The following is a 16,147-nucleotide window of genomic DNA, read 5'->3' on the forward strand; positions in this document are numbered from 1 at the left end:
GCATAAACATACTCACTATTCTTCAAGCGCATAAGCTGTCCTCGTACCATACATGCGACGGTCAGCCAGCTAACAATGGCCAATGCTACGAAAAGGTTCATGATGTTGCGTCCGAAGATGGCCATGAAGATAATGACCAGAAGCATGTAGGGAAGTCCGTACATGATATCTACGAAACGCATCAGGAAGAAGTCTATCTTGCCTCCAGCGTACCCGGCGATTGCTCCTAGCACTATGCCGATCAAGACACTGGTGATGGTTCCAACCAATCCGATGGCAATGGAGACCTGTCCACCGTAGATGATACGGCTGAGCATATCGCGTCCACTGTAGTCTGTTCCAAGGTAATAATGCCTTTCGTGCTTCAAGTCAGCAGTAATGTTTGCAGAGAGCACATCATTGACTGTAACTTCACGATTGATTGGGAATTCAGCCGTGCCCTCTTTGACTTCCTGTTTCAGCTCACGTTCAATAGTTCTGCTGATCGCAGTCTTCAGGCTGACCAACAAGTTGGTCTTGGCCATGTTTGCAATCCCTTTATCCCCAAGGCTCTGTAGCTCTAGTTCCAGATTTGCCTCGTATTCTTCATTGGTGAGGTCTGGGGTTGCTGCTTTCACAGAATTGAGTACTTGGCTTCGTACTTCATTCTGCACCTGATCGGCAATAACAGACTCCTCTACACCAAGGTATTCAGCGTAGATTCTCTGGATATCCAGGAAGTCCATTCGAGCAATATTCTTGCTCTTCCCTGTCTCAGGATCGGTATAAAACATTTTGTCGATGTTGATCAGGAATTCTGTATCAATTTTCTCCTGCAATCGGTCAATGGTACGCTGGTCGGCGGAACTGAAGGTGAATGTTCCAGCCTCTCTTTGTGCCTCTCCCTCAGCATAGAGGAAATTCCAAACCCTGTTGGTCTCATTTAAGGAGATCCACTTCTCAATCTGCTGACTCTCTTCTTCGGTTACCACCAAGCTGCCTGCTCTCCATGCCTTGAAGTACAGGTCATCCAGCTTGGTTTCCATCATCAGGTCCCCTGCAGTCTTGCTAAAGGATGGACGTAAGTGCTGGTGATCAAGAATAATCTGATCATATGGATGGATGGGAAGAAGCATTGCTGAAGCTGCAAGCAGTGAGTAGATGGCAACAATAATCATTCCGAGTACAGCCATCTTGTTTTTCTTCAGGCGCTTCCAAGCATCCTTACCTAGGCTATTGCCTACTACGACCTGGTCAAACTCGTTGAGGGCCGCTTCTTTTGGTTTTTTTTGTTTAAAGAACATGGTCCTCTCCTCTTATTTATACGTAATTCGTGGGTCGAGCTGCGCGTAGATGATGTCTACAAGGAAGTTCATCACAATCAGGATGGCTGAGTAGACAATGACTACCCCGACAATGAGGGTATAGTCACGGTTGAACGAGCTCTGTACGAAGAACTTGCCCAAACCAGGTACGCGGAAAATTTGCTCTACGACAATTGATCCGGTGATGATACCGGCAAATGCAGGACCAAGATAACTTACAATTGGAAGCATTGCACCTTTCATTGCATGCTTGAAAATGATAGTGGAGCTTTTCATCCCCTTGGCCTTTGCTGTACGGATATAATCACTTCTGAGTGTTTCCAGCATTGAGGAACGGGTCAAGCGTGCGATGTTTGCAAAATAGGCAAAGGAGAGGGATACTGCAGGAAGAATAACGGTCTTCCAACCTTCTCCTGTAGTGTACCAGCCACTGGTCGGCAGCCATTTCAGTTTCATTGCGAAGATGAGCTGCAGGACCGGGGCTATGACGAACAGCGGGACCGAGATACCGATGACGGCAACCCCCATACTAAGATAATCCAACCAGGTGTTCTGTCGAACTGCAGCCATAATACCTGCAGATATGCCAAAAACCAATGCAATGAGCATTGCATAGCTTCCCAGTACTACTGACTTCGGGAGGCTGTTGGCAATGTAGTAGTTTACATCATAGTCCTTGTACTTGAAGGAAGGGCCGAGATCGCCACGCAGAATATCAAACATATAACGGCCGTACTGTTGGATCAGCGGCTCGTCCAAGTGATATTTTGCGTTAATGTTTCTCTCCACTACTTCAGGAAGCTTGCGTTCACTGGCAAATGGGCCACCAGGGGCAATACGGACAATGAAAAAACTCAACGTGATGATAATCAAAAGCGTGGGAATCATTCCCAATAGTCGGTTCACGATATATTTTGTCATTCGTTTCCTCGTCTGTGAGTTTTGCTACATAGTAGAAAGGCAGAAAGGTGCACCTATGTACATACAGCATTTTTGATACTATACCAAGACGTTCATTTATGCAAGAATGATGTAAAATTCTAAAAGATTCTTACTTTTAGTCAGACGTAATCATATTGTGTATAATAAGATGTGCATCAATGACAGATGATGAAAATTTACATAAATTTACATAGTGTCAACAACCACCCTGAGGGAAGGGAGGTAGGAAAGAGCACTGAATTTATGCTAATCTATTTTTTTGTATAAGTACCAGGAGATAATTGAGCAATGAAGAAATTTTATATAGAAAATCTTGGATGTTCCAAGAACCAAGTAGATGCAGAACTACTGATCAAGCAACTTGAAGAAGATGCATTAGAGCTGACAGAAACTGCAAGTGAAGCCGATCTTATCCTGGTTAACACCTGTGGATTCATTGAGTCAGCTCGTGAACAGTCGATAGAAGCATTCTTCACACTGCATGAGGCAAATCCAGATGCAAAGATCATTCTCAGCGGATGCATGGCCCAGCGATACGCAGATGAGTTGCGTGAGCAGTTGCCAGAAGCCTCGGCCATTTTCGGCAACCGTGATCTTTCAGCAATCAAGGATGTGGTGAGAAAGGTATTTGCCGGTGACAGGGTCGTGGAAGTCCCTTCCTATCCAGTCCCAGAGAAAGAGGTATATGAACGAAATGAACTGCTCTCCTTCCCTGGAAGTGCATATTTGAAGATCAGTGAGGGGTGTAACCATTGGTGTGCCTACTGTGCCATCCCTCTCATAAGAGGTAATTTGCGAAGCAGACCCAAGCAGACCATCCTCACTGATGCAAGAGCATTGATTAGCCGAGGGGTGAAGGAAATTAATCTTATCGCCCAGGATCTGGCATCCTACGGAACCGACAGTCCTGAGCGAACCAGTCTTTTCATGGAATTGCTCGCTGACCTTGTTGCACTTGAAGGAGACTTCGTAGTGAGGCTTCTCTATATACATCCCGATGCATTTCCTTCCGAGTTGCCTGCATTCATCAAGGAGCATAAGAAAGTGCTGCCATACTTCGATATTCCATTCCAGCATGCAGATACTGCCATCCTGAGGAGCATGGGAAGAAAAGGGGACAAGGAGCAGCACCTGGCAATGATCGACCAGATCAGGGAAGTGCTCCCTGAAGCAGTTTTCCGATCCACGATTCTTTTAGGGTATCCAGGGGAAGATGAGCAGTCTTTTGCTGAGGTTCTTGATTTTCTCAAGCGCGCTCGCCTTGATTGGGTTGGCTCCTTCTTGTACAGCCGTGAGGAAGGGACCAAGGCATATGCACTTCGAGGGGAAAAGGAGCATGCGAAAGCCTTGAAGCGTGCACAAGGATTCCAGAAGCAGCTTGAAGCGTTGCAGGCTCCGATCACCAGTGAGAACCTGAAACGATTTATCGGTAAGGAGTATGATGTGCTTATTGAGGAACCGGTTGAGGGCGAAGACCTGGCGATCGGTCGTATGTATGCCCAGGCACCGGAGGTCGATGGACTTACCGTGGTAATGGGTCGCGACCTGAAAGCAGGAGAGGTTTTACGCTGCGGAATCCGAAGGGTCAATGGTCTTGACCTTGAGGCAATCCCCTTGAAAGGAGGCGTGTCTCATGGCTGAGCTGCAGGAACTTATGGATCAACTCAATGAAGCACAAAAGGAAGCTGTTCTTGAAAACAGTCATCCTCTGCTCGTCCTTGCAGGTGCTGGTAGTGGCAAGACACGCGTTATCACCACCAAGATTGCCTATGCCATCGAACAGCTTGGCATTCCTCCCTATAAGATTCTTGCGGTAACCTTCACCAACAAGGCAGCTAATGAGATGAAAGAACGTGTAGGGCAGATGTTGGAAGGTCGCTCAGATGTCAACGATTGCAATATCCGAACCTTTCACTCATTTGGTGCTTGGTTTCTCAGGAGATTCGGCTCAGAAATTGGCCTTGACGCAAACTTCACCATCTATGATGACGATGACTCTCTTAGTTTGCTTGCCTCTTGTTTTCCGAACTACAAGAAACGGGAACTTGATCCCATCATGAGAAAGATCAGCTATGCAAAGGATAGGGGACTGACCTATACGGACAATTTGCAGTCACTCAAGGTCGACTCCACCTTCAAGCGTATGTTTGAGGCATATGAGCGGAAGTTGCATCAGGTGGGAAATGTGGATTTTGCCGACCTGATCGGCCGCAGCATCGAGTTGCTTGAGACCAAACCAGAAATTCAACAGTGGGTTCACCGTCGTTTCAGCATGATCTTGGTGGATGAGTACCAGGATTCCAATGCTGCACAGTTCAAACTGCTGCATCGTTTGGTAGGTCCGGGAACCTTCATCTGCGTGGTAGGTGATGACGATCAGTCCATCTACCGGTTCCGTGGGGCGGAGGTGCAGAATATCCTCAGCTTCCCCAATCAGTATCCGATGGCCAGGACCGTTAAGCTTGAGCAGAACTATCGCTCAACACAGAATATCCTTGAAATTGCCAACAGTGTCATCAAGAACAACAAGGGAAGACACGAAAAACAGCTTTGGACAGCAAACAGAAAGGGTGGGAAGCCCCACCTCTTTTATGTGCAGGATGAGCAGGATGAAGCACTTCGTGTTGCTTCCATTGTCAAGAAAGACCGACGTTTTAACGAGAGTGCCGTGTTATACCGTACCAATGCACAGTCGGTGGCTTTCGAGACACTGTTCAAGCGCTCGGGGATTCCCTACAAGGTTGTTGGTGCTCTGCAGTTCTATGAGCGTGAAGAGGTGAAAGATGCCTTGGCCTTGCTCTTCCTGCTAACCAATACAAAGGACGAAGTCAATTTCAAGCGCATGATCAACAAGCCCACCCGGGGTATCGGCCCGGGTAGCCAGGATACCATTCTTGCCTACAGCCCGGAGGCGGAGGGAGATTTACTTGCGATGCTGCGTCTTGCCACCGAGAAGAGTGGGCTCTCAAACAAAGCAAGGGAAGGCGCAAAGCATTTTTTACGAATGTACGAGCACGCCCAGAAGATGCTTCAGGAAGGGGAATTGGTCGATTGTGCCTATTTCCTTATCAGGGAATCGGGGCTGCTTGATCACTACAGGAAGCTGGACCAGCAAAATACCACCAGCAAGGTGGAGAACCTGGAAGCATTGGTCAATGCTCTCTCTTCCTATGAGTCATCCCTGGAAGGGTTGTTGCTTTTTCTCGAGCAACTTTCGCTCGATCCAACCACTCTTGGACAGGAAGATCCCAGGGATAAGGATGGGGTTACCCTTATCACCATGCACAACACGAAAGGGTTGGAATTTGACAGGGTGTTTGTAGCCGGTCTTGAAGACGAACTGTTCCCTGGTCGATCTGCAGAGAGTGATGAGGATACTGAGGAAGAGCGCCGAATATTCTATGTTGCGGTGACACGGGCAAGGGAGGAGTTGTATCTTCTCAGTGCCCGCGCAAGGAAGATATGGGGTAAAACCAGCTACAATCATCCAAGCCGTTTCCTTGATGAGATAGACCCATCACTGCTTTCCGTGCAGGGTATACGGCCCGGTACAGATGTGGGGGGATTCGGCTATCAAGGTCTCTCCAGTCTCCAGGAAAAGCGAAAGAGACATGAATCCATGCCCTCCTCAAGATCTTCTTCCTCCTCCTGGGGCGCAAGCGGAGCTCCCATCATCCAGAAAGGATTTGGCAGTAAAGCCAAGACCTTCACCATGAAAACGGTGCATGAAGCAAAGGAAGGGGAACCCCTGTTCCCTGTAGGGCAACGCGTTTATAGTGACAGTTATGGGGAAGGGGAAGTAGTGACCCTTCGGATGAGTGGGGATCGAGAGGTCATAGAAGTCAGGTTTTTCAATGGCAAGAAAACCACATTCATCAGCAAGTTTGCCCAGCTTGAGAAAATTGGGGGTGAGTGAGATGGAGAGAAGTGGGAAAGCCACTAGACAAGATTGGCCGGAAGGTTATACAATGCCTACCGTTGTCCGCGCCCGTGACTTTTATCTATATGATCGCTACGGTGAGCGGTATACCGATTTTTTTCAGAATTATGGCAGAGCTATTCTTGGCCATCGACCAGAGAGGATCCAGCAGGCTATTAAGTCTACGGTGAGTCGTGGTTTGATAGCAGAGTACCCATCGGTATTCACTGGAAGGCTCGAAAAGCTATTGGTGAACCTGTTTCCAAGCTTTCCGGTTGTCCGTATTTATTCAGACCCCCGGAAGGTCATGCAAGCAGTAAGCGCAGTTTCAGATGATGCACTATTTGATCCTGCTCTCTCTGCTGAACATGCAAGCCGTACAGTGTCCTATTGGCGACCGTTCCTAGGTTTTGGCGGGGCAGAATCCGTGATGCTCCTCCCTATCCTACCTTTCCCAGGGAGTTTCGTACCTCAGGTCGTTTGCCTCAAGGAATCCTTCTGTACAGCACAGGTCCCGCCCTCAGACATGGTATCCCCGTTGTTGCTTGATTTGCTCATCAAGACAACCGCGAGCTTGATCCAAGTACTGAAGTCGGAGGAAACAGTTGCAAAACGCATGGACAATCCACTCAGTGGGGTGTTCAAGACACGAGGACCGTACGGATTAACCGGTCTCAGTGAGGAGCGTTATGCGGCCTTTGCCAGGGAAGCACTCACAAAACACATGGTATTTCCCCGGGCAGCGGATGTTCCGTTCATTATCCCGGGTTCCTATACCAAGGGTGATGTGGTTGGACTGGTGGAATTGGCTAGCCGATATGCCAATGCTGTAACATAGAAATGGCTGTAGAAATACGCCATGCACAAAACACACGCAAGAACAATCTTGCAGAACAGGATGAATAGATGAAGACTATTTTTGTGAAACCGCTGACGATTCAGAAGAAATGGTATCTGATTGATGCAGAGGGAAAGGAGCTTGGCAAGGTAGCAGTTGCCGCTGCACGCATCCTCCGCGGGAAGAACAAGCCCGAATTTGTCCCACACCAGGACATGGGCGACTATGTGATTATCATCAATGCTGAGAAAGCTGCTCTTTCGGGCAACAAGTACCAGGATAAAATGTACTATCGCCACTCCAACTACCCCGGTGGGCTGAGACAGACCAGCTATGCTGATATGGTCAAGCGTAACCCGGTATATCCGATGGAGCGCGCCGTTCGTGGTATGCTTCCCCGAGGTCCCCTCGGTCGCAAGCTGTACACCAACATGAAGGTCTATGCAGGTGATAAGCACCAGCATCAGGCACAGCAGCCCATCAAGGTCGAAATTTAAGGTAGGAGCGAAAAATGGCAAAGAAAGAAGTAAAGAAAGTGGAAAATCTTGGTCATGGTGTTGGACGCCGTAAGACCGCCGTTGCTCGTGTCTACCTGAGGGAAGGCGAGGGCAAGATTGTCATCAATGGTAGGGACATCGATACCTACTTTGGTAACCCGATGCTCACCTATATCGTGAAGCAGCCTCTTGAAACCACTGAGACAACCGGCAAGTTTGACTTGCTCATCAACGTTGTTGGTGGAGGACCTTCCGGTCAGGCAGGCGCTTGCCGCCATGGTATCGCACGTGCTCTCTGTGCTCATGATAATGACTACAGACCTGCACTGCACACTGCTGGATTCATGACCCGTGACTCCCGTATGGTTGAACGTAAAAAGTACGGTCAGCCGGGTGCACGCCGCAAGTTCCAGTTCTCCAAGCGTTAAGTGGCATTTGCTCGCATCGAAAAGGAACCCTCTCGTGGTGGCTTCAGAGCCGTACCGCAGGAGGGTTCTCCTTTTTCAATACCCAGTGAATTATTTGTCTCAAAGCAGCTTTTCATAGGGCAGGAGCTCTGCCAGGAGGAGTTCTTTCACCTCAAGGAACTTCAGGAACAGCATCTTTGCAAAATGCAAGCAATGACCTATCTGGCTCGTAGGGAGCATACCGCCTTTGAGCTGAAGATGAAATTGCAGAAGAAGTCGTTCTCATCGAGGTGTATCCAGAATGTGTTGGATGTCTTGAAAGAGGAAAACCTGCTTAGTGAAGTGCGTTATGCCCTGCAATTCATTGAATCCCGTCAACGCAAGAATCCTGAGGGAAGAGCCTTGATGTCCCAGCGGCTTGCAGCCAAGGGTGTGGATCGTGAAGCTGCCGAGAGAGCGCTTGATGAACTCTATACCGAGGAACAGATCATTGACTATGTGGAAAGAGCCTACTCCCTTGCCTTGAGGAAAGTGGATAAGGAAAAAGCAAGAATGGTTCTTTTTAAGAAGGGCTTTTCTTCCTATGAGGTTCGTCTCGGTCTTGAGCGTCTCTTTTGATACCGATACACTTTCTGGTGGTAGGGGGATTTTATGGGCAATAAACGAATTCTAGTACTGATACTACTACTCTCTCTTTCAGCCTCAGGGCTCTACGCTCTGCATTTCGAGTATAACGAAGACCTTTCACTGGCAAGTGATGTCACCTTGGCAATGACGATGGCAACTCCCGGATTGCTCGTATTCGAATCCCCTGCCTCAGACTATCTGGCAATTGGCGGCAGCTATGGAATTACCATGGTAGGTGCTTATTTCGGTGTACGTACTCCGCTTAAGGCAATCATCGACCGTGAGCGTCCCTATGTTGGAAAGGTCTCCAGACCTGATGATACCTCTGAAGATTATGACTCCTTTCCTTCAGGCCATGCATTGATGGCCTTTACCTCTGCCGCCTATACCCAGACCATTATTAGTCTGTGGTATCCAGAATCCCAGGTGATGAGAGCTGCAAGTGTGGCAGCCTGGTCATTGGCTACTGCCACGGCGGTACTACGCGTGGTAAGTGGAAATCACTATCCAACAGATGTCCTTGCTGGTGCAGCAATCGGAAGTGCTTTGGGCTTTCTCGGCCCTTACCTTACCAACAAACTCTTCCCCCATGATGATTCTGTGCAGATCCTAGCCGGTCCAATGGTTGGTATGCGGGTAGCGTTCTAGCACTCAGCATTCTCCTCTAATATATCGATTTCTGCTTTCTTTTTCAGCCTCCGTGTATGCAACGGAGGTTTTGTCTGCTTCTTAAGTGAAGATAAATGACTTACTAACTAACAACACTATATGTCTTTACAAAGAACTAACACTGAGAGTGCTTTTTGTGTTACTTAAAGCGTAGAACAAAATTGTTCTACAAAATTGTTGACAACTAGTGTCTCGCAGTTTACGATTTATACATCTAGTAAAAGGAGTATGGTATGAATCTAATGAAAAAGTGTTTGATGATTTCCTTGATTTCAATCATGGCTCTCTCCTTCGTTTTTGCACAGGGAGAGAATGAAGCAAGTGGTGCTGCAAGGCCTGCTTTTATCTCAATCGGAACAGCCTCCGCAGCAGGAGCCTATTATCCAATCGGTGTTGCCTTGGCTGATGTCTGGAACAAGACACTGCCGGGTACTCGCTTCAGTTCCCAGGAGACTGGCGGAAGTGTTGCAAACCTTAATATGATCGCCAGTGGAGAATTGGAAATGGGCATGTCCAATGAGAACCTTGCCTATACTGCAGGGCTTGGCCAAGATCCCTTCAAGAATCCAATTGATTTGAAAGGTGGTTGGATCCTGAACAACAGTAATGCAATCATCGTGGCGATGGGAGATTCTGGAATTACCAGTGTTTCACAGTTAAAGGGAAAGAAAGTGTCACTTGGCGCTCCTGGATCCTCAGCCAATGTCTTTGGTGAGCTCATTCTTGCTTCCGAGGGACTGGAGAAGGGTGACTATGAGCAGGTGTTCATGGGCTGGCAGGAATCAGCAGATGCAATGAATGATGGGTTTATTGATGCTGCACTGATGGTTGGTGGTCAACCATTCCCCGCCGTTACCTCTCTGTCGGTCAGATCTGATGTACAGGTACTTACCTTCAATACAAAGCGCTTCAGGGAATTGAGTAGCTATCCTTATGCTACCGATAAGATTCCTGCAGATATGTATGACATGAAACAGGATGGCGATTCAGTAATCATTCGTTCTGTTGTGTACATCAGTCCAGATCTTTCTGATGAAATTGTGTATGACATGGTAAAACAGGTATTTGAGAATATCCCAACGCTTGTCTCTGCACACCCCTCTGCTTCTGGAACCCGTCTGTTCTCTGAAGAGGCTGCAAAGGATATTAGTCTTGAAATCCATCCTGGCGTAATCCGCTATGCAACAGAAGTAGGTGAATGGTAATGACAAGATTTCGTGAAACAGTAGCAAAGGTATCATGGTTGCTGACTTTGGTGTTCATCACCTTTGTTCAGCCACTATATCTCCTTCCAATAGAGCAACAGCTTCCAATTACCCTGATGCTCGTCATGATTGGCCTCTTCTATCATAGGCCGTTCATAAAAATGAAGGAGGAGATGGGAAAGCAAGGTTCTATCCCAATGCTGATCCTCGACTCATTATTCGTCGTTGCAGCGATTGTGGTAGGTCTCTACATCACGCTCAACTATCATTCCATTATCTATCGCCAGGGAGCATTCACTGCGATGGATGCAGTAATCTCCGTTGTTGCGGTGGTACTGGTATATGATGCAGTAAGAAGAGCTGTAGGTTGGCCACTGACCATTGTGTGTCTTGTTGCGCTTGCCTATGCACTTCTTGGAAGGTTGATGCCGGGAGCTCTGTTTCACCGGGGTTATTCAGTAAACAGGATTTCCCTCCAGCTCGCCCTGAGTTATTCCGGAATCTACGGAATACCGCTGCAGATCATGGTCCGTTACGTAATTCTCTTCATCGTCTTCGGAGCCTTGTTGCAGGTGAGCGGGGCAGCTGATTTCTTGGTCAGGTTTTCTACATCCTTCGCTGGTAGGTATACCGGAGGACTGGGAAAGGTAGCTGTAGTTGCAAGTGGACTGGTTGGTAGTATCTCTGGAAGTGCTGCTGGCAATGTTGCTACAACGGGAAGCGTCACTATTCCTGCCATGAAAGGGTCTGGCTATGAACCTCATCTGGCTGCATCGGTTGAGGCGGTTGCCTCAACCGGTGGGCAGATTATGCCACCGATCATGGGAGCAGCGGCATTCCTTATGGCCGATTACTTGGGCATTCCTTATATCCAGGTGGTGAAGGCTGCTGTCATTCCTGCTTTCCTGTACTTTTTCAGTGCAGGGGCAGCGATTGATATCTATGCCAGGTCAAAAGGGATTGTAGGCTTGCCGAAGGACAAGATTCCTCCCTTCTGGAATGTAATCAAAACAGGATGGGTATTTCTTGCATTGATTCTACTGGTCTATGGAATGCTTATTGCAGGAGCCTCTCCGACCTTGGCAGCTTTTGCTGGTACCATGGCGGCAGCCTTGCTGATCGTCGTGAGACGAGTAGGGCTTAAGGCTCTTATCGATGCACTGTATGATGGAGCTCAATCTGCAGCAAAACTGTGTGCTGTGACAGCAGGAGCAGGTATTGTGGTGGGAATTATCCAGTTGACTGGACTGGGAGCCCAGCTTGCCAGCTTCATGGTTGAAGTGTCGCAAGGGCATGTGTTTGTACTGCTCATCCTGGTAATGGTTGCCTCCATCATCATGGGAATGGGTATGCCTACCACGGTAGTGTATGTCTTGCTTGCAGCCTTGGTCGCTCCGGCATTGGTTGCACTTGGTATTGATGTGGTTGGAGCACACTTTTTCTTCTTCTATTTTGGTGTCCTGGCTGCTATCACACCACCGGTTGCACTTGCTTCCTATGCAGCTGCCTCAATTGCAAAGAGTGATTTTGACAAGACAGGTTGGACAGCATTCAAGATGGCTCTACCGGCTTTCATTGTTCCGTTCTTCTTTGTCATGAACCCGGCCCTTTTGATGAATGGCACGGTGCTGGAAATCATTTATGCTTCCTTTACCTCCGCGATAGGGGTATGGATGATCTCGGTTGCAACCATGAACTATTTCAGAGGAAAGCTTCCCCTCTGGGCAAGAGCTGTGATTATCCTCGGGGCGATATCGCTTATCGGCCATAGTTTGGTTACCGATATCGCAGGGTACTTGGTGCTTGCAGGTTTGATCTTCTTTGGAATGAGGAGAAAGCAAGCTCCACCAAAGCAGTCTGAGCCTTTGAAAGTGTAAAGGAAAAAGAGTTTTTGTTGCAAAATACGTGCATGGAAATTAATAAAACAAGGAGAGAGTAGTATGGTCTCACCAGGATATATTCCGTTTCACCCGAATCCAAGCAAGCCAGAATTCACGTTACCGAAAGGTTCAGTTGATTCTCATTGCCATGTCTTTGGCCCAGGAGATGTGTTCCCCTATGCTGCTACAAGCAGCTATGTACCGGTTGATGCTCCCAAGGAGTTGCTATTCCAGCGACATAAGCACCTCGGAATTGACCGCGCTGTCATTGTACAAGCCAGCTGCCATGGGACTGATAACCGGGCCATGATCGATGCATTGAAGAGTGCCGGTGATACGTATCGGGGGATTGCGATCGTCAATTCCGAGATAACTGAGGCTGAACTCAAGGCAATGGATGAAGTGGGGGTAAGAGGTGTTCGATTCAATTTTGTAAAACGATTGAAGGCTCGTCAGCCAATTGAGACACGGATAAATATCCTTGAGAAGATCAAACAACTTCCCTGGCATCTGGTAGTGTACTTTGAACCGGCAGATCTTGCAGAGATCAAGGATTTCCTTATGCAGGTACCTGTTCCTGTGGTTATAGACCATATGGGGTGCATTCCTTCTGACAAGGGAGCACAGAGCAAGGAGTTTGAGGAACTTGCAGAGTTGCTTCGTGATGACCGGTTCTGGATAAAGGTAAGTTGTCCCGAGAGATTCAGCAAGGAAGGGGCTCCCTATCTTGATATGGATGAAGTAGCCTCAGAGTTGATCAGGATGATTCCAGACAGGGTCCTCTGGGGCACAGACTGGCCACACCCGAATATGAAGAAGGAAGCACCAGATGATGGAATACTGGTGGACAGGATTGCAAGGATTTGTCCTGATGAACAGCAGCAAAAAGCGCTGTTGATCGAGAACCCAACCCGCTTGTATTGGGGTTGATGTATTGAATGATTGAGAGGAATAGTATGGGTAACAATAAAAGCGCTCTAGTGATGAGTGCACATGCAGCAGATTTTGTTTGGAGGGCTGGTGGAGCGATTGCTCTGCACCAGAAGGCAGGCTATGATGTCACTGTTGTCTGTCTCAGTTATGGAGAACGAGGCGAAAGTGCCAAATATTGGAAGAAGGGAGATGTGACAATCGATCAGGTGAAAAGTGAGAGAAGGAAAGAATCGGAGGCGGCAGCAAAGGCGCTGAATATCCACGATATCCAATTCTTCGACCTTGGTGACTATCCCCTTGAAATGGACAGGGAAGCGAAATACCGACTTGTTGATGTCATAAGAAAGGTTCAGCCGGATTTCATGATGAGTCACTCCTTCTATGATCCGTACAACACGGACCATTCATATGTAACCAAAGCACTTCTTGAGTGCAGGATGATTGCCCAGGCTTGGGGGCATAATCCAGGAGAGAAGATCCTTGGGGCACCTCAGGTGTATCTCTTCGAACCACACCAGACTGAGCAGATGCAGTGGAAGCCAGATGTTTTCCTTGATATCACAGAAGTGTGGGATCAGAAGCGAGCAGCAATTGAGTGTATGCAGGGCCAAGAGCATCTTTGGACCTACTACACCAATCTGGCACAAAATCGGGCAAATCATTTCAGACGGAATTCCGGAGGACAGGCTGGCGGAAAAGACGCTAAATATGCTGAAGGGTTCCAATCGGTATTCCCCCGAACAGTGTCCTCTTTGTAGAATGAACAGGATGTTAGAATACGAGTATAAACCAGTACAATAAACGGAGAGTATATGAAAGGTAATGGTCCCTCAGCAGCAGTATATGAAAGTCTTAAGAAAAAGATTGAGGCAGGCTCATTGTCTCCCAGTGAAAATCTCCGGGAAGTGGAACTGGCAAATCAGTATAAGGTAAGTCGAAATACCATCAAGAAGGCACTCTTGATGTTGGAACGGGATACCCTGGTTACCATTGAACAGAATAAGGGAGCGAAAGTACGCTCCTACTCGCTTGACGAGGTACTGGATTTCCTGGAGCTAAGGAGTGTTCTTGAAGGGTTTATCATCCGGCTTGCCTGTGCTGTGTTGAGTGAGGCTGATATTGAGAATATGAAACGTATTCTGGATACGATGAGAGTACTGAAGGAAAAGCAGGAGCTGGTTTCCTACTCTCAACACAACCAGAAGTTCCATCAGGTGATCTATGATGCCTGTCCCAACAAGACTGCAACCAACCTGCTCATGAATCTCAAGAATCAGATGAAGAAGTATAACACCAAAACCATCCTGATTCCCAAGCGATCTGATCAATCGTTTGGTGAACATGAGGCGATCTTTGAAGCAGTGAAAAATGGCGACCCTCAGAAAGCTGAGTCACTCATGATCACGCATATCATGAATGTTCGGAAGGTGTTTCAGGAAAACTATCAGCTCCTGTTATAGGAAAGGAAACAGTAATGCAGAAAGCAATTCCCTATATGCAAATCCGGGGAGGGAGTTCCAAAGGGCTCTTCTTCAATGCCGGTGATCTTCCGCAGAATACGGAAGAGAAGGACCAAATCCTCATTGCCGCCATGTGCGGAAGGGGCCCGACAGATGTAAGACAGATCGACGGTTTGGGCGGTGCAGACCCACTGACAAGCAAGGTTGGCATCGTCTCCCTCTCAAAGCGGGATGATGCAGACCTTGAGTATGAATTTGTCCAGATTGTTCTCGGTGAAGGGAAGGCTGATAGAACCCAGAATTGTGGCAACATTCTCTCTGGTGTCGTCCCATTTGCACTGGAAACAGGCATGCTCCCTTCCCAGGACCCTATCACCGAATACCGGGTTTTCATGGTCAACAGCGAATCACTTTGTAAAGTAAGAGTCTCTACACCGAATGGGAAGATTACCTATGCTGGGGATGTTGCAATTGATGGAGTACCTGGAACATCCGCACCGATCAGTTGCTTGTATGAAGGCATAACAGGCGCAACCTGTGGAGCATTGCTGCCTACAGGGAAAAAGATCGACATCATTGATGATATACCTGTTACCTGTCTCGATAATGGTATGCCGGTTGTCCTTATTCGAGCAGAAGATCTTGGAAAAAGCGGCTATGAGTCTCCAGATGAACTTTCTGATGACCTGGAACTCAAGCAGCGCCTTGAGAGTATCAGGCTGAAAGCAGGGCATATGATGAACCTTGGAGATGTACGTGAGAAAGTGGTTCCCAAGATGACTTTGATAGCACCCCCACGAGCTGGAGGAATTGTTACAACAAGAAGTTTCATTCCCCATCGTGTCCATGCTGCCGTTGGTGTCCTTGCAGCGGTCACTGTAGCAACAGGTTGTCTAGTACCTGGAACCGTTGCAGAGAAGGTAGCAGTACTACCAGAACATTACACAGGTGATTCCTACCTTGTAGAGCACCCTTCAGGGAGCATAGGGGTAAGCCTTGAACTTGAGGCAGGTACAGATATCCCCATCGTCAAGAGTGCAGGAGTTATTAGGACTGCCCGTGCACTCAGCCGTGGAGAACTATTACTACCAGAAGAGGATAATGTATGAAAACAGTAGCAGTAAAAAATATTGAACGCGCAAATAGTGAAACGATAGATGCCTTGGGTAAACTAGGAGTTGCCACAGTGCATGAAGCCCAGGGAAGGACGGGGTATCTGAAACCCTATATCAGGCCAGTTTATCCACATGCTCAGATAGCGGGAAGTGCTGTCACAGTCTTGTTGCAACCGGGTGATAACTGGATGATTCATGTGGCTATGGAACTCTGCAAACCAGGTGATGTGCTCATTGCTGCCTGTACTGCTGACAGTGACAGTGGATTCTTTGGGGATCTACTTGCAGAGTCTGCAATGGCTCGGGGTGTGAGAGGGCTTGTCATTGAAGGCGGAGTACGTGACACTGCAT

General features: G+C 47.9%; 16 protein-coding genes. 14 read left to right on the plus strand and 2 right to left on the minus strand.

What is annotated here, in order from left to right; translation table 11 throughout:
• On the minus strand, nucleotides 1-1,283 hold a 1,283-nt coding region (locus JF818_RS07740; protein ID WP_198891448.1), incomplete at its 3' end, for an ABC transporter permease.
• Between the two features lie 12 nt (nucleotides 1,284-1,295).
• Nucleotides 1,296-2,225: an oligopeptide ABC transporter permease OppB gene (gene oppB, locus JF818_RS07745; protein ID WP_198891449.1), complete on the minus strand. Its 930-nt coding sequence runs from the start codon at nucleotides 2,223-2,225 to the stop codon at nucleotides 1,296-1,298.
• 309 nt (nucleotides 2,226-2,534) lie between these two features.
• On the opposite strand from oppB, the gene rimO reads away from it, so the two are divergent.
• From rimO to JF818_RS07815, 14 genes are all read left to right on the plus strand, one after another.
• Complete coding sequence (gene rimO / locus JF818_RS07750; protein WP_198891450.1) at nucleotides 2,535-3,887, plus strand: 30S ribosomal protein S12 methylthiotransferase RimO; 1,353 nt, start codon at nucleotides 2,535-2,537, stop codon at nucleotides 3,885-3,887.
• The gene (locus JF818_RS07755; protein WP_198891451.1) at nucleotides 3,880-6,162 is read left to right on the plus strand and encodes an ATP-dependent helicase; all 2,283 of its coding nucleotides are present in this window, start codon (nucleotides 3,880-3,882) and stop codon (nucleotides 6,160-6,162) included. The genes rimO and JF818_RS07755 overlap by 8 nt, the downstream gene beginning before the upstream one ends.
• 52 nt (nucleotides 6,163-6,214) lie before the next feature.
• Nucleotides 6,215-7,003 (plus strand): glutamate-1-semialdehyde aminotransferase, encoded by a 789-nt coding sequence (locus JF818_RS07760; protein WP_233066785.1) that lies wholly within the window; start codon nucleotides 6,215-6,217, stop codon nucleotides 7,001-7,003.
• 68 nt (nucleotides 7,004-7,071) lie between these two features.
• Nucleotides 7,072-7,500, plus strand: coding sequence for a 50S ribosomal protein L13 (gene rplM / locus JF818_RS07765; RefSeq protein WP_198891453.1), 429 nt, complete (start codon nucleotides 7,072-7,074; stop codon nucleotides 7,498-7,500).
• Nucleotides 7,501-7,514: 14 nt separating this feature from the next.
• Nucleotides 7,515-7,928 (plus strand): 30S ribosomal protein S9, encoded by a 414-nt coding sequence (gene rpsI / locus JF818_RS07770; RefSeq protein ID WP_198891454.1) that lies wholly within the window; start codon nucleotides 7,515-7,517, stop codon nucleotides 7,926-7,928.
• Nucleotides 7,929-8,525, plus strand: a complete 597-nt coding sequence (locus tag JF818_RS16670) for a regulatory protein RecX (protein ID WP_198891455.1) — start codon at nucleotides 7,929-7,931, stop codon at nucleotides 8,523-8,525.
• A 33-nt stretch (nucleotides 8,526-8,558) separates the two neighbouring features.
• Nucleotides 8,559-9,182 carry a phosphatase PAP2 family protein gene (locus JF818_RS07780; protein ID WP_198891456.1) on the plus strand — a complete coding sequence of 208 codons (624 nt, stop codon included), beginning with the start codon at nucleotides 8,559-8,561 and terminating at the stop codon, nucleotides 9,180-9,182.
• A gap of 254 nt (nucleotides 9,183-9,436) precedes the next feature.
• Nucleotides 9,437-10,408, plus strand: a complete 972-nt coding sequence (locus tag JF818_RS07785) for a TAXI family TRAP transporter solute-binding subunit (protein WP_198891457.1) — start codon at nucleotides 9,437-9,439, stop codon at nucleotides 10,406-10,408.
• Nucleotides 10,408-12,285 (plus strand): TRAP transporter fused permease subunit, encoded by a 1,878-nt coding sequence (locus JF818_RS07790; RefSeq protein ID WP_198891458.1) that lies wholly within the window; start codon nucleotides 10,408-10,410, stop codon nucleotides 12,283-12,285. Before JF818_RS07785 ends, JF818_RS07790 begins: the two co-directional genes overlap by 1 nt.
• A 63-nt stretch (nucleotides 12,286-12,348) precedes the next feature.
• Nucleotides 12,349-13,218 (plus strand): amidohydrolase family protein, encoded by an 870-nt coding sequence (locus tag JF818_RS07795; protein WP_198891459.1) that lies wholly within the window; start codon nucleotides 12,349-12,351, stop codon nucleotides 13,216-13,218.
• A gap of 26 nt (nucleotides 13,219-13,244) precedes the next feature.
• Entirely contained in the window at nucleotides 13,245-13,979 is a 735-nt protein-coding gene (locus JF818_RS07800; RefSeq protein WP_233066788.1) for a PIG-L deacetylase family protein, read from the plus strand.
• Between the two features lie 54 nt (nucleotides 13,980-14,033).
• Nucleotides 14,034-14,681 carry a GntR family transcriptional regulator gene (locus tag JF818_RS07805; RefSeq protein WP_198891461.1) on the plus strand — a complete coding sequence of 216 codons (648 nt, stop codon included), beginning with the start codon at nucleotides 14,034-14,036 and terminating at the stop codon, nucleotides 14,679-14,681.
• Nucleotides 14,682-14,695: 14 nt separating this feature from the next.
• Complete coding sequence (locus JF818_RS07810) at nucleotides 14,696-15,790, plus strand: 4-oxalomesaconate tautomerase (RefSeq protein WP_198891462.1); 1,095 nt, start codon at nucleotides 14,696-14,698, stop codon at nucleotides 15,788-15,790.
• Nucleotides 15,787-16,147, plus strand: a 361-nt coding sequence (locus JF818_RS07815) for a 4-carboxy-4-hydroxy-2-oxoadipate aldolase/oxaloacetate decarboxylase (RefSeq protein ID WP_198891463.1), incomplete at its 3' end; no start/stop codon positions are given. The genes JF818_RS07810 and JF818_RS07815, both read left to right, overlap by 4 nt.

Source organism: Sphaerochaeta sp. S2 (assembly GCF_016406725.1).
Classification (GTDB): domain Bacteria; phylum Spirochaetota; class Spirochaetia; order Sphaerochaetales; family Sphaerochaetaceae; genus Sphaerochaeta.